This window comes from Streptomyces sp. NPDC030995, from assembly GCF_055571215.1.
The window spans coordinates 106,385-129,804 of sequence record NZ_JBVIFS010000002.1 but is presented as its reverse complement, the minus strand read 5'-3'; the positions used below and the strand labels follow the sequence as shown (position 1 = coordinate 129,804).

The 23,420-nt window shown below is 71.4% G+C and carries 25 protein-coding genes and 1 tRNA gene; 14 read left to right on the top strand and 12 right to left on the bottom strand.

Features of this window, described 5'->3' with window-relative positions:
• Nucleotides 1-20 precede the first annotated feature (20 nt).
• A complete protein-coding gene (locus ACZ45T_RS04150; protein WP_468437270.1) occupies nucleotides 21-1,616 on the bottom strand; it encodes a beta-N-acetylhexosaminidase in 1,596 nt (531 codons plus the stop codon).
• Between the two features lie 51 nt (nucleotides 1,617-1,667).
• Between ACZ45T_RS04150 and ACZ45T_RS04145 the strand changes: the two genes are divergently transcribed.
• The 3 genes from ACZ45T_RS04145 to glmS all read left to right on the top strand — a co-directional run bounded on the left by ACZ45T_RS04145 (nucleotide 1,668) and on the right by glmS (nucleotide 4,812).
• The gene (locus tag ACZ45T_RS04145; RefSeq protein WP_468437268.1) at nucleotides 1,668-2,555 is read left to right on the top strand and encodes a DUF4429 domain-containing protein; all 888 of its coding nucleotides are present in this window, start codon (nucleotides 1,668-1,670) and stop codon (nucleotides 2,553-2,555) included.
• Nucleotides 2,556-2,652: 97 nt separating this feature from the next.
• Nucleotides 2,653-2,928 (top strand): hypothetical protein, encoded by a 276-nt coding sequence (locus ACZ45T_RS04140; protein ID WP_468437266.1) that lies wholly within the window; start codon nucleotides 2,653-2,655, stop codon nucleotides 2,926-2,928.
• A 66-nt stretch (nucleotides 2,929-2,994) separates the two neighbouring features.
• A complete protein-coding gene (glmS, locus tag ACZ45T_RS04135) occupies nucleotides 2,995-4,812 on the top strand; it encodes a glutamine--fructose-6-phosphate transaminase (isomerizing) (protein ID WP_468437264.1) in 1,818 nt (605 codons plus the stop codon).
• A 76-nt stretch (nucleotides 4,813-4,888) separates the two neighbouring features.
• Here glmS and ACZ45T_RS04130 read toward each other — a convergent pair whose 3' ends face one another.
• Nucleotides 4,889-5,455: an acetate uptake transporter gene (locus tag ACZ45T_RS04130; protein ID WP_468437262.1), complete on the bottom strand. Its 567-nt coding sequence runs from the start codon at nucleotides 5,453-5,455 to the stop codon at nucleotides 4,889-4,891.
• Nucleotides 5,456-5,553: 98 nt separating this feature from the next.
• Nucleotides 5,554-6,090 (bottom strand): universal stress protein, encoded by a 537-nt coding sequence (locus tag ACZ45T_RS04125; RefSeq protein ID WP_468437260.1) that lies wholly within the window; start codon nucleotides 6,088-6,090, stop codon nucleotides 5,554-5,556.
• Nucleotides 6,091-6,413: 323 nt separating this feature from the next.
• Here ACZ45T_RS04125 and ACZ45T_RS04120 point away from each other — a divergent pair, with 323 nt between their 5' ends.
• The 4 genes from ACZ45T_RS04120 (at nucleotide 6,414) to ACZ45T_RS04105 (ending at nucleotide 9,277) form a co-directional block, all read left to right on the top strand.
• Nucleotides 6,414-6,851: a hypothetical protein gene (locus ACZ45T_RS04120; RefSeq protein WP_468437258.1), complete on the top strand. Its 438-nt coding sequence runs from the start codon at nucleotides 6,414-6,416 to the stop codon at nucleotides 6,849-6,851.
• 376 nt (nucleotides 6,852-7,227) lie between these two features.
• A complete protein-coding gene (locus ACZ45T_RS04115; protein WP_468437256.1) occupies nucleotides 7,228-8,400 on the top strand; it encodes a helix-turn-helix domain-containing protein in 1,173 nt (390 codons plus the stop codon).
• 105 nt (nucleotides 8,401-8,505) lie between these two features.
• Nucleotides 8,506-9,108 (top strand): oligoribonuclease, encoded by a 603-nt coding sequence (gene orn, locus ACZ45T_RS04110; protein ID WP_468437254.1) that lies wholly within the window; start codon nucleotides 8,506-8,508, stop codon nucleotides 9,106-9,108.
• Between the two features lie 96 nt (nucleotides 9,109-9,204).
• Nucleotides 9,205-9,277: transfer RNA gene (locus ACZ45T_RS04105), tRNA-His, on the top strand.
• Nucleotides 9,278-9,324: 47 nt separating this feature from the next.
• Here the strand turns inward: ACZ45T_RS04105 and ACZ45T_RS04100 are convergent.
• Nucleotides 9,325-10,350, bottom strand: a complete 1,026-nt coding sequence (locus ACZ45T_RS04100; protein ID WP_468437252.1) for a LacI family DNA-binding transcriptional regulator — start codon at nucleotides 10,348-10,350, stop codon at nucleotides 9,325-9,327.
• 103 nt (nucleotides 10,351-10,453) lie between these two features.
• On the opposite strand from ACZ45T_RS04100, the gene ACZ45T_RS04095 reads away from it, so the two are divergent.
• The 3 genes from ACZ45T_RS04095 to ACZ45T_RS04085 are packed head-to-tail and all read left to right on the top strand — an operon-like array spanning nucleotide 10,454 to nucleotide 13,642.
• Nucleotides 10,454-11,818: an ABC transporter substrate-binding protein gene (locus ACZ45T_RS04095; RefSeq protein WP_468437250.1), complete on the top strand. Its 1,365-nt coding sequence runs from the start codon at nucleotides 10,454-10,456 to the stop codon at nucleotides 11,816-11,818.
• Nucleotides 11,819-11,825: 7 nt separating this feature from the next.
• Nucleotides 11,826-12,818, top strand: a complete 993-nt coding sequence (locus ACZ45T_RS04090; protein WP_468437248.1) for a carbohydrate ABC transporter permease — start codon at nucleotides 11,826-11,828, stop codon at nucleotides 12,816-12,818.
• On the top strand, nucleotides 12,818-13,642 hold the full coding sequence (locus ACZ45T_RS04085; protein WP_468437246.1) for a carbohydrate ABC transporter permease: 825 nt from the start codon (nucleotides 12,818-12,820) through the stop codon (nucleotides 13,640-13,642). Before ACZ45T_RS04090 ends, ACZ45T_RS04085 begins: the two co-directional genes overlap by 1 nt.
• Before the next feature lie 13 nt (nucleotides 13,643-13,655).
• Here ACZ45T_RS04085 and ACZ45T_RS04080 read toward each other — a convergent pair whose 3' ends face one another.
• Nucleotides 13,656-14,864 (bottom strand): RNA-guided endonuclease InsQ/TnpB family protein, encoded by a 1,209-nt coding sequence (locus ACZ45T_RS04080; protein ID WP_468437999.1) that lies wholly within the window; start codon nucleotides 14,862-14,864, stop codon nucleotides 13,656-13,658.
• Between the two features lie 152 nt (nucleotides 14,865-15,016).
• Between ACZ45T_RS04080 and ACZ45T_RS04075 the strand changes: the two genes are divergently transcribed.
• A complete protein-coding gene (locus tag ACZ45T_RS04075) occupies nucleotides 15,017-16,351 on the top strand; it encodes a GH1 family beta-glucosidase (RefSeq protein WP_468437244.1) in 1,335 nt (444 codons plus the stop codon).
• A gap of 16 nt (nucleotides 16,352-16,367) precedes the next feature.
• Here the strand turns inward: ACZ45T_RS04075 and ACZ45T_RS04070 are convergent, their stop codons facing one another.
• Nucleotides 16,368-17,183 (bottom strand): SDR family oxidoreductase, encoded by an 816-nt coding sequence (locus tag ACZ45T_RS04070; RefSeq protein WP_468437242.1) that lies wholly within the window; start codon nucleotides 17,181-17,183, stop codon nucleotides 16,368-16,370.
• Nucleotides 17,184-17,262: 79 nt separating this feature from the next.
• On the opposite strand from ACZ45T_RS04070, the gene ACZ45T_RS04065 reads away from it, so the two are divergent.
• Entirely contained in the window at nucleotides 17,263-17,841 is a 579-nt protein-coding gene (locus ACZ45T_RS04065) for a TetR/AcrR family transcriptional regulator (protein WP_468437240.1), read from the top strand.
• 17 nt (nucleotides 17,842-17,858) lie between these two features.
• On the opposite strand, the gene ACZ45T_RS04060 is transcribed toward ACZ45T_RS04065, so the two are convergent.
• The gene (locus ACZ45T_RS04060) at nucleotides 17,859-18,680 is read right to left on the bottom strand and encodes an NAD(P)H-binding protein (protein ID WP_468437238.1); all 822 of its coding nucleotides are present in this window, start codon (nucleotides 18,678-18,680) and stop codon (nucleotides 17,859-17,861) included.
• Between the two features lie 157 nt (nucleotides 18,681-18,837).
• Between ACZ45T_RS04060 and ACZ45T_RS04055 the strand changes: the two genes are divergently transcribed.
• Entirely contained in the window at nucleotides 18,838-19,341 is a 504-nt protein-coding gene (locus tag ACZ45T_RS04055; protein ID WP_468437236.1) for a MarR family winged helix-turn-helix transcriptional regulator, read from the top strand.
• Between the two features lie 42 nt (nucleotides 19,342-19,383).
• Here ACZ45T_RS04055 and ACZ45T_RS04050 read toward each other — a convergent pair whose 3' ends face one another.
• The 5 genes from ACZ45T_RS04050 to ACZ45T_RS04030 form a co-directional block, all read right to left on the bottom strand.
• Entirely contained in the window at nucleotides 19,384-19,680 is a 297-nt protein-coding gene (locus ACZ45T_RS04050; RefSeq protein WP_468437234.1) for a hypothetical protein, read from the bottom strand.
• A 145-nt stretch (nucleotides 19,681-19,825) separates the two neighbouring features.
• Nucleotides 19,826-20,476, bottom strand: coding sequence for a disulfide bond formation protein B (locus ACZ45T_RS04045; RefSeq protein ID WP_468437232.1), 651 nt, complete (start codon nucleotides 20,474-20,476; stop codon nucleotides 19,826-19,828).
• Nucleotide 20,477: 1 nt separating this feature from the next.
• The gene (locus ACZ45T_RS04040; RefSeq protein WP_468437230.1) at nucleotides 20,478-20,642 is read right to left on the bottom strand and encodes a DUF5993 family protein; all 165 of its coding nucleotides are present in this window, start codon (nucleotides 20,640-20,642) and stop codon (nucleotides 20,478-20,480) included.
• Nucleotides 20,643-20,678: 36 nt separating this feature from the next.
• On the bottom strand, nucleotides 20,679-22,091 hold the full coding sequence (locus tag ACZ45T_RS04035) for a sensor histidine kinase (RefSeq protein ID WP_468437228.1): 1,413 nt from the start codon (nucleotides 22,089-22,091) through the stop codon (nucleotides 20,679-20,681).
• A 10-nt stretch (nucleotides 22,092-22,101) separates the two neighbouring features.
• Nucleotides 22,102-22,788, bottom strand: a complete 687-nt coding sequence (locus tag ACZ45T_RS04030) for a response regulator transcription factor (RefSeq protein ID WP_468437226.1) — start codon at nucleotides 22,786-22,788, stop codon at nucleotides 22,102-22,104.
• A 79-nt stretch (nucleotides 22,789-22,867) separates the two neighbouring features.
• Here ACZ45T_RS04030 and ACZ45T_RS04025 point away from each other — a divergent pair, with 79 nt between their 5' ends.
• Complete coding sequence (locus tag ACZ45T_RS04025) at nucleotides 22,868-23,413, top strand: hypothetical protein (protein ID WP_468437224.1); 546 nt, start codon at nucleotides 22,868-22,870, stop codon at nucleotides 23,411-23,413.
• Nucleotides 23,414-23,420 lie beyond the last annotated feature (7 nt).

Sequence of the window (23,420 nt, the reverse complement as noted above, 5' to 3'; positions counted from 1 at the left end):
CCTGATCGGCAGGACACCCACTACGACCAGGGCACGTCCGGGGCGCGGTAGAAGGTGATGCCCTGGGCGTCCAGGCGCGGCTCCTGCGCGGCCAGGCGGCGGCTGTACGAGGTCCAGTCGAGGGCGGCCGCCGGGGACCAGCCCAGTTCCGCCAGGCCCAGGATCCGCGGGAAGGCCATCAGCTCCCATTCCCCGCGCGTCGTGACCGCCTCCGTCCACAGCGGTGCCTCCACGCCCAGGACGGCGGATTCCGGGAGGCCGGCCAGGTAGGCCCCCGGGTTCCAGGAGTACGACCGCTTGACCGGGACGTACCCGGCCCACGCCAGCCCCGGCTTCGTCGCCGGCTCGTACTTCATGTCCAGGTACAGCCGGTCCGCGGGCGACAGGATCACCGGGTGCCCCGCCTTGGCCGCCGCGGCCACCTTCGCCTTCTCGGCGGCCGTGGTCCGGTCGTGGCCCCAGTACTGGAGCACCGCCCCCTGCGCCGGCCGGGCCGCCGCCAGCTGGTGCCAGGCCACCACCGTCTTGCCGTGGCGCCCCACCACCGCCTGCGCCCGGTCCATGAAGGCCGCGTAGTCCGCCGCCGGCGTCGAGTGCGCCTCATCGCCGCCGATGTGCAGGTAGCGGCCGGGCGTCAGCTCCGCCAGCTCGCCGAGCACCTCGTCGATGAACTCGTACGTCCGCTCCTTGCCGACGCACAGCGAGCTGAAGCCCACCTTGACCCCGGTGTACCGGGCCGGGGCCTTGCCGTCGCAGTTCAGCTCCGCGTACGACGCGAGGGCCGCGTTCACGTGCCCCGGCATGTCGATCTCCGGGACCACGTCCATGTACCGCTCGCCCGCGTAGGCCACCAGGTCCCGGTACTCCTCCTTGGTCCAGTGGCCGCCGGGACCGCCGCCGACCTCGCTGGCGCCCCCGTACTGCGCCAGCCGCGGCCAGGAGTCGATGGCGAGCCGCCACCCCTGGTCGTCGGTGAGGTGCACATGCAGGGTGTTGACCTTGTACTGGGCGAGCTGGTCCACGTACCTCTTCACCTGCTCCACCGTGAAGAAGTGGCGGGCGATGTCGACCATGGCCCCCCGGTAGGCGAAGCGCGGCCGGTCGGTGACCGTCCCGCCGGGCACCGTCCCGGGACCGGCCACCGGCAGCAGTTGCCGCAGGGTCTGGCCGGCGTGGAAGAGCCCGGCCGGCGTCCGCGCGGTGAGGGTGACCCCGCTGGGGCCGGACTCCAGCCGGTAGCCCTCGTCCCCCACTCCTTCGGCTTCCTCGTCGATGCCGAGCCGGATCCCGTCCCCCTGCGCCCCGTCGACCACCGGCAGCGGCAGCCCGCCGGGGCCGCGCAACTGTTCCGCGAGGAGCTCGCCGACCCGGCGGACCTCCTCGTCCGGGCCGCGGCCGGTACGGATGACCGTGCCCGGCCCGAAGGCGTACCCGGGGCCTTCCGCGCGGACGGAGACCGGGGCCGGCAGCAGCCGCTCGAAGGGGGTGAGCGCGGCGGGCGGGCCGTCGCCCGGTCTGGCGTCGTCCCCGTGGGCGGCGGTGCAGGAGACGGAACCACCGAGGACGCCGAGGGCGAGGAGGGTACCGAGCGTGCGTCGCAGTCGCAGGACTCTCATGGCCCAGGTATAGGCCAACTGGCCCGTCCACGACGGTGGGAGAATCGCCGGATGGCGGAAATCATCCAGAAGGACGGTACTTGGAGCTTCGACGGGGACGCGGTGCGCATCGTGCCGGGCCGCGACAAGGGGGTGGCGCTGTTGCGCCAGACCCTCGGCGAGGTGGTCGTACCGCTGCACGCGCTCGCGGGGATCTCGTACGAACCGAGCCGCAAGGCGGGCCGGCTGCGGCTGCGGCTGCGTGACGGCGCCGACCCGCTGCTCCAGGTGACGGGCGGGCGGCTGCCGGAGGCCTCCGACCCGTACCGGCTGACCGTGGAGGCGGACCGCAGCGGGGTCGCGGAGTATTTCGTGGACGAGGTGCGGAACGCCCTGCTGCTGGACCAGGTGGATTCCGGCCCGGTGGACCGGTACCTGCTGCCGGGGCCCGCCGTGCCGATCGCGGTGGGCGCGGGCGACGGGGCGGTGGCCTTCGACGGCGACCGGGTGGCCCTGGACTGGAACTGGACGACGGAGGAGGCCAAGCGCTCCGGCGGGCCGCGGGAATTCCGGGTCGCCGACCTGCGGACGGTGGAGTGGTCCCCGTCGAAGGGCCTGGAGAACGGCTGGTTGCGGTTCACCCTGACGGGTGCCCCGCCGGCGCCGGCGCCCAAGTACGACCCGCACACGGTGGAGCTCTTCGGCTTCAAGAAGGACCCGCTGATGGCTCTGGTCGCCGCGGCCGTGGCCGTACGGATGCCCCACCCGGCCGCGCCGCAGGAGGGCGCGGCCGCTGCGGCCGCCGCCGCACCCGGGAAGCTCGCCTCGGCGGCCGCCCCGGCGGAGGACCACGACGCCTTGCTGAGGCGGCTGCGCGAGCTGGGCGATCTGCACCAGGCGGGTGTCCTGACGGCCGAGGAGTTCACGGCGGCGAAACAGGCCGTTTTGCAACGTTTCTAACCGGACCTACCCATTCCTGTGGTCCAGACCAGAGCCATCCTGCCCGAATTCGGGCAGGATCTTTGCGTTCGACGGCTGGACCCGCCAGTATCTACGGGTGCTCGATCGCCGCCCGTCGCATGACGACCTCGTCGACCACCTGGTGCGCAGCACCTCGCTGCAGCGAGGTGAGGCCGCCCGGGTGGTGCTCGACGTGCTCGCGTACTTCGACGAGACGACCGAGGAGTTCGTCCGCCGCCGCCACCGGGAGCTACAGGCCGGCGGAGCGGTGAACGCGGAGATCTTCGAGCGGATCGCGGCCGAGCTGCCGCACCGCGCCGTGGCGCCTCCGGAGCTCTCGCTCCGGCAGCTGCGCCGCATCGTCTACGGCTGAGCCTGCCGCCGCACCCGCGGCCGCGAACGAGCACTTTGAACCGAACTTCAGGAGGGGCTAAACCGTATGTGCGGAATCGTCGGTTACATCGGCAAGCGTGACGTCGCACCGCTGCTGCTGGAAGGTCTGCAGCGGCTGGAGTACCGCGGATACGACTCCGCGGGCATCGTCGTGAACAGCCCGAAGGCCGCCGCCCTGAAGGTGGTCAAGGCCAAGGGCCGGGTCCGCGAGCTGGAGTCCCGCGTCCCCAAGCGCTTCGCCGGCACCACCGGCATCGCCCACACCCGCTGGGCCACGCACGGCGCCCCGAGCGACATCAACTCGCACCCGCACCTCGACGCCGAGAACAAGGTCGCCGTCGTCCACAACGGCATCGTCGACAACGCCTCCGAGCTGCGCGCCAAGCTGGAGGCCGAGGGCGTCGTCTTCGTGTCGGAGACCGACACCGAGGTGATCGTCCACCTGATCGCCCGTTCCGCGGCCGACTCCCTGGAGGAGAAGGTCCGCGAGGCCGTCAAGGCGATCGAGGGCACCTACGGCATCGCCGTCATGCACGCCGACTTCGCCGACCGCATCGTCGTCGCCCGCAACGGCTCCCCCGTCGTCCTGGGCATCGGCGAGAAGGAGATGTTCGTCGCCTCGGACGTCGCCGCCCTAGTCGCCCACACCCGCCAGGTCGTCACCCTCGACGACGGCGAGATGGCCACCCTGAAGGCCGACGACTTCCGCACCTACACCACCAGTGGTGCCACCACCACCGCCACGCCGGAGACCGTGGAGTGGGAGGCCGCCTCGTACGACATGGGCGGTCACGACACCTACATGCACAAGGAGATCTCCGAGCAGCCCGACGCGGTCGACCGCGTGCTGCGCGGCCGGATCGACGACCGCTTCAACACCGTCCACCTGGGCGGCCTGAACCTGGACCCGCGCGAGGCGCGCGGCATCCGCCGGGTCAAGATCCTGGGCTGCGGCACCTCGTACCACGCGGGTCTCATCGGCGCCGGTCTCATCGAGGGCATGGCCCGGATCCCCGCGGACGCCGAGCCGGCCTCCGAGTTCCGCTACCGCAACCCGGTCGTGGACCCCGACACCCTCTACATCGCGGTCTCGCAGTCCGGTGAGACCTACGACGTCCTCGCGGCCGTCCAGGAGCTCAAGCGCAAGGGCGCCCGCGTCCTCGGCGTGGTCAACGTGGTCGGCTCCGCGATCGCCCGCGAGGCCGACGGCGGCGTGTACGTGCACGCCGGCCCCGAGGTCTGCGTCGTCTCCACCAAGTGCTTCACCAACACGGTCGTGGCCTTCGCGCTGTTGGCCGTGCACCTGGGCCGCATCCGGGACCTCTCGGTCACCGACGGCAAGCGGATCATCGAGGGCCTGCGCAAGCTGCCCGCGCAGATCCAGGAGATCCTCGACGGCGAAGAGGACATCAAGAAGCTGGCGGCCGAGTTCGCCGAGGCCAAGTCGATGATGTTCATCGGCCGGGTGCGCGGCTACCCGGTGGCCCTGGAGGCCTCCCTCAAGCTGAAGGAGATCTCCTACATCCACGCCGAGGCCTACCCGGCCTCCGAGCTCAAGCACGGTCCGCTCGCGCTGATCGAGCCCTCGCTGCCGACGGTGGCGATCGTCCCGGACGACGACCTGCTGGAGAAGAACCGCGCGGCGCTCGAGGAGATCAAGGCCCGCAGCGGCCGGATCCTCGCGGTCGCCCACCGCGAGCAGGAGAAGGCGGACCACACCATCGTGGTCCCGAAGAACGAGGACGAGCTGGACCCGATCCTGATGGGCATCCCGCTCCAGCTGCTGGCGTACCACACGGCCCTGGCCATGGGCCGGGACATCGACAAGCCGCGCAACCTCGCGAAGTCGGTCACCGTCGAGTAACCGGCGCCCCCTTCACATGAGTCGACCCCCGTGCGCCGTGCGCACGGGGGTCGACCGGTTCCTGTCGCGTGGCCGCTCAGCCCGCGGCGACCGCGCCGCGCCCGGCCTTGCCGAATGCCATCGGCCAGTGCGCCAGGGCCGCGGTGGCCCCGTACCAGGCCAGCAGTCCGGACACGGCGGCCACCCAGCCGCCGGCCTTGGCGAGCCCGCCGCTGTCGGCGAACGCGCTTATCGCCAGCAGGACGAGGGACAGGGTCAGCAGGGCGTAGACGCCCTGGCTGAACAGACCGCTCGCGGCGGCGACCGTGAGGGTCAGTGCGAGCAGCGCGAACAGGACAAGGAACGTTCCGGCGGCTTCGTCGGAGACCGAACCCCCCGCGCCCTTGGCCCACGTGAACCAGAAGATGCCGAGGCCCGCGAACGCGGTGCCGTTGAACCCGTTGCCGCCGCGGTACTCCAGGAGTCCGAGGAGGAACAGGGCGGCGCCGCCGACGTACATCGCGAGCGACACGGAGTTGGCAACGGTCACGCCGTCGATGACACCGGTGTGGCCGATCCCGAATGCGAGAAGGGTGAGACCCAGGGCGATGTTCCCGAGGGTCGAAGTCGAGGCCGTGCTTCCCGCAGAGACACCATTGTCCACGGCGGGCTCCCTTCGATCTGCAGTTGTTTGCTGCGTCCCAGCAGCATTTATCTACCCTTTACACGGGTGCACAACCGCACAATCGGCTTAACAAGCGGTCACGGAATGACAACGACCGGTCGCTGTGCGCGCTTGGCCAGCCGGCCGGCCACCGATCCGAAGATCCGCCCCACGATCCCGTGCGTGGATCCGACCACGATGGCGTCGGCCGAATACTCCCGGCCGACCTCCTCCAGCTCATGGCAGATGTCACCACCCCGCTCGACCAGGATCCACGGCACTTCGGCCAGGTAGTCCGCGCAGGCGAGCTCCAGCCCGAGCACCTCGGTGCGGTGGTCGGGCACGTCCACGAAGACCGGCGGCTCGCAGCCGGCCCACACGGTGGTGGGCAGCCGGTTCGCGACATGGACGATGATGAGACCGGATCCGGAGCGGCGGGCCATGCCGATCGCGTACGCGAGGGCGCGCTCACTGGACGTGGAGCCGTCGAAACCCACGACGACCCCGTGCCGGAAGGCCGGGTCGCAGGGCAGACGCGTCTGTTCCACCGCGCGCAGGTCGGCGGCCGACGCGGGGTCGGCGGCGAGGCGTTTGCGCTTGCGGTCCGCGGGTTCGGAGAATTCGTGACCGGCCATGGGTATCTCGGTGAAGAGGTCCTTGGAGGAAGCAACAGGGGCGAAATTCGGCGACGCTGGGTGACGGAGCTCTGTCCGGGAAGCATCTTCCCAAGCCCATACCCACCAGGGTACGGCGACACTCCTGTCCTGCACAGGGCTTGCCGCCCTTGGAGCGCGTCCCAGGGAGCATGCCGGAGCGAGAGCTCCTTGGCAATGGCCGCTGCCCCCTACAGCCAGTGACGAGACGGGGCGGCGCCACCCGTGCGCGCAGTGACCGAGCCCCGCCGCGCGCCGTTGGACACGCGTCCGACCTCCAGGTAAGAGCCCGCAGGGAGCACGCCGTGCCCGGTCATCCGGTTCACCCCGTCCAGCCAGCTCAGCCGACGCAGTCCGTCCGGTCCGCCCCCTCCGCGGCCCCGCAGTTCGCCGCTTCCCCCCGGCCGTCCCTTCACCCGTCCGTGCACCCCACCGGGCGACCCCACGACGACCCCGCGGGTGACGTCGTGCGCTGGGCCGCCTTCAGCTGCCTGCTCGTCCCGGTGGTCCTCGTCGTCTACGGAACCTCCTTCGGCGGGGCCGCCGTCGCGACCCTCGGCCTGCTCGCCGTCACGGCCGCGTGCCGGATCCTGCTGCGCCACTCGGAGAGGGCGGAACGGGCCGCCGCCCGGGTGCGGTCGGAGGAGGGGCTTCCGCCCGCTCACCGCGGCCGGCACTCGCGCGGCGGGGCCGGAAACCGGCGCGGCTGCCACGGGTCCGGCCCCACGCGCCCGCATGACTGACTCATTCGCACATCCACACCCGCACGTTTTCGGCCAACTTCCCGGCAGGTTACCCTCCTTGCCGGAATGTCCGCTTAACCCCCCTACCACCAGCGACGACCGACCTCGGGGGGCGTTCTGGCCGTACGGGTACTGGCCACGGCCGGGCGGCGCACGTCCCGATCGGGTAGCGGAGCGGAACGGTTCCTGATCGAATGCTTTTCGCCAAGTTGAGAAGTCGACATAGCGCTGCGTGCTGAACTTGTCACGCCGACACCACGGGACGCAGTAGATTCGATCATGTATTTACGGCGGGGGATCCACGTGCAAGGCCGAGGGGAAACGTGCAGGTGCGACCAGACCAAGGAGTCGCGACACCCAAGGGGGGCTTAGCGCCATGAGCCAGGATTCCACCGCAGTCGTCGCCGACGCGGGCCGGAAGCTCGCGGGGCGTCGCCGCAGGGAGATCGTCGCGGTGCTGCTCTTCAGCGGCGGACCGATCTTCGAGAGCTCCATTCCACTTTCCGTGTTCGGCATCGACCGGCAGGACGCGGGAGTTCCACGCTATCGACTACTCGTGTGCGCCGGGGAGGACGGTCCGCTCAGGACCACCGGCGGACTCGAACTGACCGCGCCATACGGGTTGGAGGCGATCGCCCGGGCAGGCACGGTCGTCGTGCCCGCCTGGCGTTCCATCACCTCACCGCCGCCGCCCGAGGCGCTCGACGCGTTGCGTCTGGCGCACGAGGAGGGGGCCCGGATCGTCGGACTGTGCACGGGAGCCTTCGTGCTCGCCGCCGCCGGTCTGCTGGACGGCCGGCCCGCGACGACGCACTGGATGTACGCGCCGACGCTGGCCAAGCGGTACCCGTCCGTCCATGTCGATCCGCGCGAACTGTTCGTCGACGACGGCGACGTGCTCACGTCCGCGGGCACCGCGGCCGGAATCGACCTGTGCCTGCACATCGTGCGCACGGACCACGGCAGCGAGGCGGCCGGGGCCCTGGCCCGCAGGCTCGTCGTCCCGCCGCGCCGCACCGGCGGCCAGGAGCGCTATCTCGACCGGTCGCTGCCGGAGGAGATCGGTGCCGACCCGCTGGCCGAGGTCGTCGCCTGGGCGCTGGAACACCTCCACGAGCAGTTCGACGTGGAGACCCTGGCGGCCCGCGCCTACATGAGCAGGCGCACCTTCGACCGCCGGTTCCGCTCGCTCACCGGCAGCGCGCCGCTCCAGTGGCTGATCACCCAGCGGGTGCTCCAGGCACAGCGGCTGCTGGAGACCTCCGACTACTCGGTCGACGAGGTCGCCGGACGCTGCGGGTTCCGCTCACCGGTCGCCCTGCGGGGTCACTTCCGGCGGCAGCTGGGGTCCTCCCCGGCCGCCTACCGCTCCGCCTACCGGGCACGCCGGCCGCAGGCCGACGTGGCGCAGGTGGCCGAGATGTCGGCGGGTCCCGTTCCGCACCAGCGCACTCCGCAGCCCCACCGGGCGGCGGCGGCCCTGGCCGCGGCGGGCTCCACGGTGACGGAGCTGTACGCCCCGGGCCGGGTCCTGCGGGAACACGCGTAACCCTCACAACGGGTACGAAGGGGAAGGTCCTCCATCGGTCACAGCCGATGGGGGACCTTCCGCATATGCGGTCCGCTCCCCGGGGGACCGCATAAGGTGGGACACATGAACGATCGCATGGTGTGGATCGACTGCGAGATGACCGGGCTCTCGTTGACGGACGACGCACTTATCGAGGTGGCCGCACTGGTCACCGACTCGGAGCTCAACGTGCTCGGCGAAGGCGTGGACATCGTGATCCGCCCGCCGGACGCCGCCCTGGAGACCATGCCCGACGTGGTCCGCGAGATGCACACCTCCTCCGGCCTGCTCGACGAGCTGGCCGGCGGGACCACCCTCGCGGATGCCGAGGCGCAGGTCCTGGCGTACGTACGGGAGCACGTGAAGGAGCCCCGCAAGGCGCCGCTCTGCGGGAACTCGGTCGGAACCGACCGCGGTTTCCTGCTGCGCGACATGGCCGCGCTGGAGAGCTACCTGCACTACCGGATCGTGGATGTCTCCTCGGTCAAGGAGCTGGCGCGCCGCTGGTACCCGCGGGCGTACTTCAACAGCCCGCCGAAGAACGGCAACCACCGGGCGCTGGCGGACATCAAGGACTCGATCACCGAGCTGCGCTACTACCGGGAGGCGGTCTTCGTTCCGCAGCCCGGGCCCGACTCGGACACCGCCCGGACCATCGCCGCCAAGCACGCCTCTCCGGGCGCCTAGCACCTCCCGGAGAGGGGCGCGGGGAAACGGGGGCGCGAGCACCCTCCCGGACCCTGTACCCTTTTCTTCGGCCGGTCGGTTTTCCGACCGGACATGGTGGGTGTAGCTCAGTTGGTAGAGCACCTGGTTGTGGTCCAGGTGGCCGCGGGTTCAAGTCCCGTCACTCACCCTGCGAGAAGGCCCCGGTCGCGAAAGCGACCGGGGCCTTCTGCGTTCCTACGAGGATTCGCGGACCACCAGGCGGTTCGGCAGTACGACGCTCTGCTCGGCCGGCTCCCCCGCGATCCTCTCCAGCAGCAGCCGCGCCATGGTCCGGCCCATCTCCTCGATCGGCTGGCGGACGCTGGTCAGCGGCGGGTCCATGTGCCGGGCCACCACCGAGTCGTCGAAGCCGACCAGCGCCACGTCCTGCGGTATCCGGCGGCCGGCCGCGCGCAGCTCCCGCCGGGCGCCGGCCGCCATGACGTCCGAGGCGGCGAAGACCGCGTCGAGCCCGGGGCGGCGCTCCAGCAGCTCGCGCATGGCCCGGCGGCCGCCGTCCTCGGTGAAGTCGCCGACCGCGATCAGCTGCTCGTCGACGGGGTGTCCGGCGGCAGTCAGGGCCTGCCGGTAGCCGTCGAGGCGGCACTGGGCCCCGTACACGTCCAGGGGGCCGGTGATCGTGGCCAGGGTGCGCCGGCCCCGATCGAGGAGGTGGCGCACGGCCTCGGCCGCGCCCGCCAGGTTGTCGGAGTCCACGCAGGGCAGGGTCTCGGCGGCGGAGCGGCGGCCGCTGATCACCGTCGGGATGCCGAGCTCCGCGAGGAGCTCCGGCAGCGGGTCCCCGGCGTGGACGGAGACGAGCAGCACCCCGTCGACGCGGTGCCCGGACAGGTACTGGGCGAGGCGGCGGCGCTCGCGGTCGCTGCCCGCCAGGGTGAGGACGAGCTGGACGTCGGTCTCGGCGAGGGCGGCGCCGACCCCGCGGACCACCTCGGAGAAGTAGGGCTCGGCGAAGAAGCGGGCCTCGGGCTCGGGGATCACGAGGGCGATGGCGTCGGTGCGGTTGGCCGCGAGCGCCCGGGCCGCGCGGTTGGGTACGTACCCCAGCTCGGCGACGGCCGCCTCGACGGCGGCCCTGGTGTGCTCGCTGACCTTGGAGGATCCGTTGATCACCCGGGAGACCGTGCCGCGCCCGACTCCGGCGCGCGCCGCGACCTCCTCCAGGGTCGGTCGTCCCCCACTGCGCCCATGCCCGTTCATGGCTTCCTCCCGGTTGTGAATCTACCTCTTGACGACTGTGGGAGCGCTCCCACACTGTGGCACACGACACCCCGGCACGTTTCGTCCTTCAGGGAGGAAGCCCATGCGAGCCCAAGTCCAGGCCCGGTCACGAGCCCGAGCACGAGCCCGAAGAAGCCTCGTCACGACAGTCACGGCGGTGGGGGCGGCGGCCCTGCTTCTCGCGGGATGCGCGCAGGACCCGAAGGAGGGCCCCGACAAGGGCGCCCCGGGCGGCGACGGCAAGGCGAAGACCACCCTCACCGTCGGGGTGTTCGGGGCCTTCGGCCTCCAGGAGGCCGGCCTCTACGACGAGTACATGGCGCAGAATCCCGGGATCCGCATCGAGCAGACCTCCATCGAGCGGAACGAGAACTACTACCCCCAGCTCCTCACCCACCTGGGCACGGGCAGCGGGCTCGCCGACATCCAGGCCGTCGAGGTCAACAACATCGCCGAGATCACCGCCACCCAGGCCGACAAGCTGGTGGACCTGGGCAAGGCGCCCGGCGTGGACAAGGCCGCGTACCTGCCGTGGAAGTGGGCGCAGGGCACGGCGAGCGCGGCGAAGGGCGGCGCCACGGTCGGCCTCGGCACCGACATCGGCCCGCAGGGCATCTGCTACCGCAAGGACCTCTTCGAGGCGGCCGGGCTGCCCGGTGACCGGGCGGCGGTCGGGGCGCTGTGGGCCGGCGACTGGAACAAGTACCTGGAGACGGGCAAGGCCTACAAGGCGAAGGCCGGCGACGGGAAGGCCTTCGTGGACTCCGCCTCGGGCGTGATGGCGGCGGTGACCGGCAGCAGCGCCCAGCGGTTCTACGACGATCAGGGCAAGGTCGTCTACAAGACCAACCCGGCGGTGCGCGGGGCCTTCGACCTGGCGGCCTCCTTCGCCACCGAGGGGCTGAGCGCCAAGCTCCAGCAGTTCACCCCCGCCTGGGACCAGGGCTTCGCCAACGGCTCCTTCGCGACGGTCTCCTGCCCGGCCTGGATGCTCGGCTACATCCAGGACAAGGCGGGCCCGGCGGGCAAGGACAAGTGGGACGTGGCGCAGGCGCCGAAGCCCAGCAACTGGGGCGGCTCCTTCCTGGTGGTGCCGAAGGCGGGCAAGCACACCGAGGAGGCGGCGAAGCTGGCGGCCTGGCTGACGGCTCCGGCGCAGCAGGCGAAGCTCTTCGAGAAGCGGGGCAGTTTCCCGAGCGCGAGCGCCGCGTACAAGCTGCCGGCGGTGTCGGGCGCGCAGCACGCGTACTTCGGCGGCGCCCCGATCGGCGAGATCTTCGCGCAGGCGGCCGAGGGGGTGCCGGTGACCGTGGTCGGCCCGAAGGACCTGGTGATCGCGCAGAACCTGGCGGACATCGGGATGCTCCAGGTCGACCAGAAGGGCCGCAGCCCGCAGGAGGGCTGGGAGGCCGCGGTGAAGGCGATCGACAACGCCCTGGACCAGTGAGGCGCCCGTGACGGACGAGACGGCTGTCCTGTCCCCCTCCACCGTCGGCCCGAAGCGGCCGGCGGCGGAGGGGGACGGCCGGGGCCGGCGGAGCCAGGTGTGGCGCTCGCGCCGCTACCGCTGGGACCTGCGCTGGAGCCCGTACGCCTTCGTGGCGCCCTTCTTCCTCTTCTTCGCCGCCTTCGGGCTGTTCCCGCTGCTCTACACGGGCTGGGCGGCGCTGCACCAGGTGGAGCTGACCGATCCGGACAGCATGACGTGGGTGGGGCTGAAGAACTTCACCCGGCTGTGGGACGACGAGTTCTTCTGGAACGCGCTGCGCAACACGCTCACCATCGGGCTGCTGTCCACGGTGCCGCAGCTGGCGATCGCGCTCGGGCTGGCGCACCTGCTCAACTACAGGCTGCGCGGCTCCGCCTTCTTCCGGGTCGCGGTGCTCACCCCGTACGCGACCTCGGTGGCGGCCGCGACCCTCGTCTTCGTGCTGCTCTTCGGCCGGGACTACGGGATGGTCAACTGGGCGCTCTCGTCCCTGGGTTTCGGGGCGGTCGACTGGCAGAACGGAACCTTCGCCTCCCAGCTGGCGGTCTCCACCATCGTGATCTGGCGGTGGACCGGCTACAACGCGCTGATCTACCTGGCGGCCATGCAGGCCGTGCCGGGCGAGCTGTACGAGTCCGCCGCACTGGACGGGGCCTCGCGCTGGCAGCAGTTCGTCCACGTGACGGTGCCCTCGCTGCGGCCGACGATCTTCTTCACCTGTGTGGTGTCGACGATCGGGGCGACCCAGCTGTTCGGTGAGCCGCTGCTGTTCAACGGCGGGGCGGGCGCGACGGGCGGCTCGGACCACCAGTTCCAGACGCTCGGGCTGTACCTGTACGAGCAGGGCTGGGTGAACCTGCACCTCGGGCGGGCCTCGGCCATCGCGTGGGCGATGTTCCTGATCCTGCTGCTGATCGCCGGGGCGGCGCGGCTGCTGCGCGGACGGAAGGACTCCTGATGAGGTCATTGCGCGCGGGCCGGCTCACCTACCTGGTGCTCGCCCTCTTCACGGCCGGCTCGCTCTTCCCGCTCGTGTGGACGGCGATCGCGGCCTCCCGGAGCAACACGCGCCTGGCCCAGACCCCGCCGCCGTTCTGGTTCGGCGGGAACCTGGGGCGCAACCTCCAGGTCGCGTGGACCGACGCCAACATGGGCACGGCCCTGCTGAACACGGTGATCGTGGCGGGGACGGTGGCGGCCGGGACGGTCGTCTTCTCCACCCTGGCGGGCTTCGCCTTCGCCAAACTCCGCTTCCGGGGCAGGCGGCTGCTGATGACGCTGGTGGTGGGGACGATGCTGATCCCGCCGCAACTGAGCGTGGTCCCGCTGTACATGCTGATCGCCCGGCTGTCCTGGACGGACCGGCTCCAGGCGGTGATCCTGCCGACCCTGGTCTCCGCCTTCGGGGTCTTCTTCATGCGGCAGTACCTGGCCCAGGCGCTGCCGTCGGAGCTGGTGGAGGCGGCGCGCACGGACGGGGCGAGTTCGCTGCGGATCGTGTGGCACGTGGTGTTCCCGGCGGCCCGGCCGGCGATGGCGGTGCTGGCCATGCTGACCTTCGTCATGGCCTGGAACGACTTCTTCTGGCCGATCGTCGCGCTGACCCAGAACGGCAGCCCGACGGTGCAGGTGGCCCTGACCGGGCTGGGCCGGGGCTACATCCCGGACCAGTCGGTGATCATGGCGGGCGCGCTGCTGGGCACGCTCCCGCTGCTGCTGGTGTTCCTCGTCTTCGGCCGCCAGATCGTCGGCGGCATCATGCAGGGAGCGGTCAAGGGTTGACTTCCTCTCCTCCCTATCGGGCGGAGATTCCCACCCTCGCAGGTTGGCATTCCTGCTTCACCGCGCGCTGCCCCGACAGGGAGGAGGACTCCCCTTGAGGTCTTACGCCCGCTCCACAGGCAGTAGCCGCCAGCCCGGCGGCCAGGAGATTGATCGCTGCGTTGGCGTCCCGATCGTGGGTCGTCCCGCAGGCGTCGCACGTCCATTCACGGACGTTGAGGGGCATCTTTTCAGTGAGGGCACCACAGACAGAGCACAGGTGTGTGCTGGGGAACCATCGGTCGACGACGACGAGTTGGCGCCCGTACCAAGCCGCCTTGTACTCCAGCATGCTCCGCAGCTCCCGCCAGGCCGCGTCCGAGACGGATCTGGCGAGGCGGTGGTTCTTGAGCATGTTGCGGACGGTGAGGTCCTCGATCACGAGCGTTTGGTTTTCGCGCACGAGTCGAGTCGTCAGCTTGTGCAGGTGATCCCCGCGACGGTCGCCGATCCGGGCATGGATCCTGGCCACGTGGGTGCGGGCCTCTGCCCGGTTCTTGCTGCCCTTCACCTTACGAGAGAGAGCGCGCTGGGCTTTGGCCAGCCGATTCCGGTCCTTGCGTTCATGCTGAGGGTTGGCGATCTTCTCCCCGGTGGACAGGGTGATCAGGGCTGTCAGCCCGACGTCAATACCGACCGTGTTCGTGGTGTGCGGCAAGGCGGCGGGGGTGTCCTCGCAGAGCAGGGACACGAACCAGTGCCCGGCACTGTCGCGGGACACTGTGACCGTGGTCGGCTCCACACCCACGGGCAGCGGACGGGACCACACGACATCCAATGGCTCCGCCATCCTTGCCAGACTGAGCCGGCCGTCGGCATAGCGGAACGCACTTCGTGTGTACTCGGCCGAGGCCCGGGACTTCCGCTTCGACTTGAAGCGCGGGCGCTGCGCCCGCTTCCCCCAGAATCCCGCGAACGCACTCTGCAAGTGTCTGAGCGCCTGCTGCAACGGGACACAGGACACCTCTGCAAGGTAGGCCAGCTCTTCGGTCCTCTTCCACGCCGTGAGCATCGCCGACGTCTGCTCATAGTTCACACGGCGCCCGCCCTCGGCCCAGGCCTCGGCGCGGGCAGCAAGGCCAAGGTTGTAGACCTTCCGCACACACCCGAACGTCCGTGACAGCTCTGCTGCCTGCGCATCGCTCGGATAGAAGCGGTACTTGAACGCCCGCTTTACGCACAAAGTCCCCACACCCCTGGACGCTAAGGGCGATCACGATCCGAACACAAGCCCGGGCCAACGGATCACCCAGCGAAACTCCCTACCGCGTGACTCCCACCCAAGGGTGCGTTCCCTCCCCCGGCTGAAGCCGGTTTCCCCGCAAGGAGATTGAGATGACGGATATGCGCTTTCCCGAGGGTTTCCTGTGGGGCGCGGCCACGGCGGCCTTCCAGATCGAGGGCGCGGCCGAGCTGCGCGGGCCGTCCATCTGGGACACCTTCTGCCGCACGCCGGGGAAGGTGTACGGCGGCCACACGGGCGAGGTGGCCGTCGACCACCACAGGCTGTGGCGGGAGGACGTCCGGCTGATGGCCGAACTCGGGCTCGGGGCGTACCGGTTCTCGGTGTCCTGGCCGCGGGTGCTCGCCGGCGGGATCGGCTTCTACGACGCGCTCGTCGACGAGCTGCTCTCCTACGGGATCCGGCCCTGCGTGACCCTGTACCACTGGGACCTGCCGCAGGGGCTGGAGAGCGCCGGGGGCTGGCCCGAACGGGAGACGGCCTACGCCTTCGCCCGGTACGCCTCCCAGGTCGCGGAGGCGCTGGGCGACCGGGTGGAGCTCTGGACCACTCTCAACGAGCCCTGGTGCAGCGCCTTCCTGGGCTACGCCTCCGGGGTCCACGCCCCCGGCCGCACCTCGCCGGCCGACTCCCTGCGCGCCGCCCACCACCTCAACCTGGCCCACGGCCTGGCCGCCGCCGCCCTGCCCGCCCGGGCCCGGGTCGGCATCGCCCTCAACCCCAGCGCGGTCCGGCCGCTGACCGGCTCGGCGGCCGACGTGGACGCACAGCGCCGCATCGACGCCCTGGCCAACCGGATCTTCACCGGGCCGCTGCTGCTCGGCGCCTACCCGCAGGACCTGCTCGCGGACACCGCCGCGGTCACGGACTGGTCGTTCGTCCGCCCCGGCGACGAGGCGCTGATCCACCAGCCGCTGGACTTCCTCGGCGTGAACTACTACACCCCGGCGGTGGTGTCGGCGGCCACCGACGGGCACGGCCCGCGCGCCGACGGCCACGGTTCCACCGCCCACTCCCCCTGGCCCGCGGCGGACTCGGTGGCCTTCCACCAGCCCCCGGGCGAGCGGACCGACATGAACTGGTCGATCGACCCGACCGGCCTGTACGACCTGCTGATGCGCTTCGCCCGCGAGGCGCCCGGCCTGCCGCTGCTGGTCACCGAGAACGGCGCCGCGTACGCCCCGGACCTGGACGACCCGCCGCGCATCGCCTACCTGGAGGCCCACCTCGCCGCCCTCCACCGCGCGTTGGCGGACGGCGCCCCGGTCGAGGGCTACTTCCTCTGGTCACTGCTGGACAACTTCGAGTGGTCCTACGGCTACAGCAAGCGCTTCGGCATCGTGCACGTCGACTACGAGACCCAGGCCCGCACCCCGCGCTCCAGCGCCCACTGGTACGCCCGCCTGGCCCGGAAGGGGGCCTTCTGAATCCACCGGGCGGCGGTCAGCGGAAGGCGGGGGCGGAGCGGGCCGCCCAGTCGGCGAAGGGGCGGGGCGCGCGGCCCAGGATCCGCTCCACGGCGGGGCTCGGCGTCAGTTCGGCGGGCAGCGGTTCGCCGAGGATCCCGAGGGTGCCCTCCACGACCGGCTCGGGCATGAAGGCCAGCATCTGGGCGCGGGCCTCCTCCCGGGTCTGTTCGACGAACCGGACGGGCTCGCCCAGGGCCGCGCCTATCGCCGCGGCCCGGTCCTTCGGGGTGACCAGGGCGGGCCCGGTGAGCTCGTAGGTCCGGCCCGCGTGGCCCGGTTCGCGCAGGACCCCGGCGGCGACCTCGGCGACATCCGCCGGATCGACGGTCGGGAGCCCGACGTCACCGAACGGCGCGGCGGCGGTCCGCCCCGTACGGATCGTCTCGGTCCAGGCGTAGGCGTTGGAGTTCAGGCCGCCGGAGCGCAGGATCGTCCACTCCAGGCCGGTCCCGCGGACGGCGGCCTCGAACCGCGCGGGGTGCCGGTAGACCGCCGGGCGGGTCCCGACCCCCTGGGTCGAGAGCAGCACGACGCGGCGCACCCCGGCGGCCTCGGCCCGTTCGAGGATGCCCTGCGGGTCCTCGCCGGCGACGAGCAGGAACAGCGCACCGGCTCCCGCGAGCGCGGGACGCAGGCTCTCCGGCTCGGCGAGGTCACCTCGGTGGTGGCGGACCCCGTCGGGCACGTGCGCCGACCGCCGGGAGACGGCGGTGACCTGCTCACCGCTCTCGGCGAGGATCCGTACGAGTTCCCGTCCGACATTCCCGGTCGCACCCGTCACTACGATCACGACGACTCCCCATGAGTTAGTTGGCTGACTTAGTTGCGACCATAGCCCGCCCTCCGGGCGCTCGTCTATAGTTAGTCAGGTGACTGACTCAAGGAAGGGCCGGCGGGCGTCCGGCAAGCGGGAGCGGCTGGCGGCCGCCGCGGCGCAGGTGCTCCACACACAGGGCGTCGCCCAGACCACGCTCGCGGACATCGCCCAGGCGGCGGAGGTCCCGGTCGGCAACGTCTACTACTACTTCAAGACCAAGGACCAGCTCGTAGAGGCCGCGATCGACGCGCACGCCCAGACCCTGCGGGGACTGATCACCGCCCTCGACGAACTCCCCACCCCCCAAAGCCGCCTGAAGGCCCTGCTGAACGGCTGGGTCGAACAGCGCGAGCTCACCGCCCGGTACGGCTGCCCCACCGGCACCCTCGCCTCGGAACTCGACAAGCGCGCCGACGGACTCGACCAGTCGATCGCCTCGGTCATGCGGGCCCTTCTCGACTGGGCCGAGCAGCAGTTCCGGGAGATGGGCCGCGCCGACGCCCGCGAACTCGCGGTCGCCCTGATCGCCGCCTACCAGGGCATCTCCCTGCTCACCAACACCTTCCGCGACCCGGAACTCATGACCACCGAGGCCCGCCGCCTGGAGCGCTGGATCGACTCCCTCACCTGAGGCCACTCCCCCGCACCTCAGACCGCGAAGGCGTCGGCGTGGTCCTCGGCCCACGCCTTGAAGGTGCGCGCCGGGTGGCCGGTGAGGTGCTCGACGGCATGGGTGATCTCGACGGGAAGGCCGTCGCTGGACGCCCAGTACTCCAGGAGCGCATCGGCGTAGGGGCCGGGCACATAACCGTCGACCTCGGCCTTCCACTGCTCGGCGGAGACGGCCTCGAAGGGTATGGAGCGGCCGAGGACTTCGCCGAGTATCGCGATCTGGGCCGCGAAGGTCAGCGCCTGCGGGCCGGTCAGCGTGTAGGCGCGGCCGCCCAGGGCGGGGTCGGTGAGGACGGCGAAGGCGGCCTCGGCGAGGTCGGCCTCGTGGACCGGGTCGGCGTAGGCGCCGGGGTAGGGCAGGTGGACCGGGCGGCCGGACTTCATCGCCCAGGCCCAGCCCCGGGCATTGCTCGCGAAGGACCCCGGACGCAGCAGGGTGGTGTGCAGCGGGGAGGCCTGCAGCGCCTGCTCGACGGCGAGGTGGGACGCGGACAGCGGGCTGTCGGCGGCGCCGGGGCCGAGCACCGAGGAGGAGGACAGGAGCACGACGTGCTCCACGCCCGCGGCGACGGCCTCCTTGATGAAGGCGTCGATGCCGGAGGCCTCGGCATAGAGGAAGACGGAGCGGACACCCGCGAGGGCGCCGGGGAAGGTCGACGGGTCGGTGAGGTCGCAGTGCACGGCGCCGGGCGTGTCCCGCTCGCGGGAGCCGAGGCGGTGCGCGATGCCGTGGGAGGCGAGGAGGCCGGAGAGACCGCGGGCGACGGCGCCGCGGCCGCCGGTGATGAGGATCGACATGACTGGTACCCCTTCGGAACAAGGTGAGGCGGAGTAGAGCGAAGTAGAGCGAAGTAGAGCGAAGTAGAGCGACTGACGGTAGAATCCATACGCCACGCAGATTCTGTGCGATACATTCTCTGCGTCACACAGACAAATCTGGAGCATGGAGAAGCCGATGTCAACCGATTCCCCTCGTTCGGGTGCGGAATGGAGCCGCGCCGAGCTGCTCGCGCGCATCGTCACCGAGAGCCAGCGGCACTATGCCGACTACTCCCTCTTCAACCAGGCCATGGCCGACCACGTGGGCCTGCACCCCACCGACATGCAGTGCGTCGCCCTCCTCGACATGGAGCCCGAACCTGTCAGCACCGGCGACATCGCCCGCCTCACCGGCCTGACCTCCGGCTCCGCCACCCGCCTCGTGGACCGCATGGTCAAGGCCGGCGTCGTCCAGCGGCACGCCGACCCGCACGACCGCCGCCGCTCCCTCGTCTCCCTCGCCCCCGAGGCCCGCGAACGCATCGGCGCGGCCTGGGACACCCCCGGCCGCGCCTTCGGCGCCGTATTGGAGAGCTACTCCGACACCGAGCTCGCCGTCATCGCCGACTACCTGCACCGCGCCGCCGAGGTCGGCCGGGCCCAGGCCAAGCGCCTGACCTCGGGCGGCGGCACCGACTGACCGGACCGACAGGAGGCAGGGGCTCGCGAAGGCCTGCTACCGCTACGAAGACTGCAACGCCCCCAGCGCCTTCGCCAGCTCCTCGGGCCTCATGACCGGACCGACCTCGATCTCGGCGTTGAAGTCACGGAACAGTTCCCACGTCAGCGACGGCACCATCGCGCTGTCCTGCAGGTCGAAGACGATCCAGAGGGACCGCACGCCCTCGTGCAGCCCGAAGTAGGCCGCCTCCGGATTGACCGTGTCCAGCAGCTTCTTGACCGCCTGCGGCAGACCCCCGGTCGCGATCCCCTCGTTGGTGGCGGCCGTGTCGAAGTGGGCCCTGAGCATGACTCTCATGCGTGACTCCTTCCATCACGCTCACACTCGGCGGGGCCCGGTGGCGCGGCAACATTTGCGCCCCCGTCCGTGCGGGGCCTGAGCCGAGCCGGTCGGGCGGGGTTCGCGCCCTGGATGCGTACGAGACAGATCGGTTCGGGTCGCTTCAGTCCAGGATTCCCACGTCGTAGAAGAACTGGTACCGGTTCGGGTCGTCCGGGAGGAACCAGTGGAAGCCCTCCTCCAGAAAGACGGCCACCACGTTCACGGCGATGACCAGGCCCAGGAACCACAGCGCGAGCTGCCCCACCGTCCGCAGCGGTCCCGGCTCGGCCGCCGGGATCGTGCGGTCCGCCGTGGAGTGGGCGAAGGCCAGGGCGATGCCGATGGCGATCACCGAGACCTGGAAGAGGATCCACGCCCACACGTACAGGTGCAGGCCGAAGGCCTCGCTCCCGTACCCCTTGTCACCCGGCAGGACGTGCAGCATCGTCTGCCGCCACGAGGCGAAGGAGCCCGCGATCACCGCGACCAGGGACAGGCCCCAGCCCATCATGTAGTCGCGGGCCGGCACCGCGCCGTGGAACAGCGCCGTACGGATGATGTACGCCGCGCCCATCGCCGCCAGCAGCATGTACATCCGCTGCACGATGCAGAGCGGGCACGGGTGGTCCCACATCCCGAACTGGTAGAAGAGGCCGCCGCAGACGACGGCCGTCCAGCCGATGGCGAAGAAACAGGCGAACCAGTACTGGGCCTTGCCCAGCAGTCCGCCCTCCGGCGGGGCCTCCGGCAGGAGGGTGTTCATCATGGTCATGTCAGTAGCTCAGTGTCAGGGCGAGGCTGCTGGTGATGTGGTGCGACATCAGCAGGATGACGGCGATCAGCATGACGAACCACGCTCCGAGCACGACCGTCCGGGACGACTCCCGGTACATGGCGATCAACGTGGCGAGCAGCCCGCCGAAGATGAGGGTGTCCATGCCGCGGACCGTACCGATACCGGGACATACACCCTGCTAGGCGCGCCCCCGGTTACGTCGGTTGCCGCGCCGCCCGCGCCGGGCCCGCCCCGCGCCGGGGCCGCCGCGGCTCCGGCCGTCCAGGCCGATCCAGACCCGGACCTCGGTCCCGCCGAGCACCGAGCGCCCCAGCCGTACGTCGCCGCCCGTCGACTCCGCGACCCGGCGCACGATGTCCAGGCCGAGGCCCGTCGACCCGTCGCGGCCGCCGTCGTTGCCGCGGCGCAGGGCGGCGTCCGGATCGGCGATGCCGGGGCCGGCGTCCGAGACGAGCACGATGACCGCGTCCCCCGCGTCGTGGACGTCCACCGCGAAGGGGGTGCCCTCGGGGGTGTGCCGGAAGACGTTGCCGAGCATGGCGTCGAGGGCGGCGGCGAGTTCGGGCCGGGCCACGGGGATCCGTACCGTACGGTCCACTCCCGCGAGCCGCACCTCGCGGCCCTCGTCCTCCGCGAGCGCCGACCAGAAGGCCATCCGGTCGCGGATCACCTCGGAGGCATCGCACCCGGCGCCCGCGCCCGCGCCGGCCCCCGCGCCGACCAGGCCGGTGGCCGGGCGCTGCTCGCGCGCCGTACGGATGATCGTGTCGACCTCGCGCTCCAGCTGCTCCACCGCCGCCCGGGTCTGCTCGGCGGCCGGACCGTCCCCGAGCGAGGCCGTGTTGAGCCGCAGCACCGTCAGCGGCGTCCGCAGCCGGTGCGACAGGTCGGCGGCCAGCTCCCGCTCGTTGGCGAGGAGTTCCACCACCTGGTCCGCCATCGCGTTGAACGCGACGGCCGCCGACCGGAGTTCCTTCGGCCCGGCCTCCGGCACCCGCGCGCCGAGCTTGCCCTCGCCCAGCTGGTGCGCGGCGTCCGCGAGCCGCTCGGCGGGCCGTACGAGCCGGGCGCCGAGCCGGTCGGCGACCGCCACCGAGCCCACGATCAGGGCCAGTCCGACGCCCGCGAGCACCAGCCAGGCGGTCGCGACACCGTTGCTGACCTCGCTCTCCGGTACGTAGATCTCCACCACCGCGATGTCCCCGGACCCGAGCGCGGTCGGCTGGAGCAGCGCCGAGCCCCCGCCCGCCACGGAGGCGGTGGTGGCCCGCCCGATGCGCCGGGTCTCGGCCACGGCGTGCTCGCCCGCCCAGCCCCCGCCGATCTCCACCGGGGCGGCGGCGCCGATCGCCGGCACGTGGACGGCCATCCGCCGGGCGGCGCCCATCTGAGTGGACTCCACCGCCTTGCGCAGCTGCACCGGGTCGGTGGTGATGGAGAGGGTCGGGCCGATGGTGGCGGCCTGCCGCTCGGCGTTGGAGAAGGCCCGGTCGCTGGCCATCTCCTGGACGACGAGCCCGAGCGGTACGGCGAAGGCCACGACGACCATCGCGGTGACCGCGAGGCACACCTTGACCAGCGCCCATCTCACGGCGCGCCCCTCACTGCGGCGGCTCCAGCTTCACGCCCACGCCCCGCAGGGTGTGCAGGTAGCGCGGCCGGGCGGCGGTCTCGCCGAGTTTGCGGCGCAGCCAGGACAGGTGGACGTCGATGGTCTGGTCGTCCCCGTACGACTGCTGCCAGACCTCGGCGAGCAGCTCGCGCCGGGCCACGACCACCCCGGGCCGCCCGGCGAGGAAGGCCAGCAGGTCGAACTCCCGCCGGGTGAGGTCCAGTACGGCGCCGTCGAGCTCGGCCTGGCGGCGCAGCGGGTCGATGGAGAGGCCGCCCACGCGCAGGACGCGGGACAGCGGTTCGGCCCCCGCCGCCTGGGAACGGCGCAGCACGGCGGCCATCCGGGCGGAGAGGTGCTCCACGGAGAAGGGTTTGGTCAGGTAGTCGTCGGCGCCGTCGTTGAGCAGCCGGACGATCTCCGCCTCGTCGTCGCGCGCGGTGGCGATGATCACCGGCACGTCGGTGATGCCGCGCAGCATCTTGAGCGCCTCCGACCCGTCCAGGTCGGGCAGCCCGAGGTCGAGGATGACCACGTCGAAGCGGTGGTGCGCGACCTCGCGCAGGGCCTCCAGGGCCGTGCCGACGCTCCGCACGGTGTGCGAGGCCTCGGTCAGGTGCCGGATGAGGGCGGAACGTACGAACTGGTCGTCCTCGACCACGAGCACACTTGCCATGGCCCGCACCGTAGTCCATTCGGGGGACCCACCGGGGTGGCGGGCCGCTCTTGTGGCGGGTGGTGCAGTATGTGCCCTGATGCGACGAGGACTTCTCCATGCCATGGCCTGGACGCTGGCCACCGGGGCGGCGGTGACGCTGTCCTGGTGGGGCGTGCACACCGTCATGTCGGGTACGGCCTACGATCCGCCGCTCGCGGTGCCGCTGGCCACCCTGCCGCTGTCCTCCTCGACGCAGGACGCGCAGGGCACGCAGCCGCCGCAGTCCGCGTCCGCTTCCCCGTCGCCCTCCGCCTCGCCGACCCCGGCCGGCACGCCGACCGCCGACGCCTCTTCCGGCAAGCCGTCCCAGAAGCCCTCGGCCACCCCCCGCCCGTACCAGCAGGAGGAGGGCGGGGCCGCGGACACGGTGAAGGCCTATCCCGTCTCGGGCGGCCGGGTCGTCTTCGACCTGGGGGCTTCCTCGGCCGAGCTGGTCTCAGCGACCCCGGCGGCGGGGTGGCGGATGCAGGTATGGAAGCAGGACTACTGGATCCGGGTCACCTTCACCCGGGACGGCCGCGAGGTGTCGGTGTTCTGCACCTGGCACGACCACCCGCCGGTGGTCGAGATCGTCGACCCCTAGGGGGTGT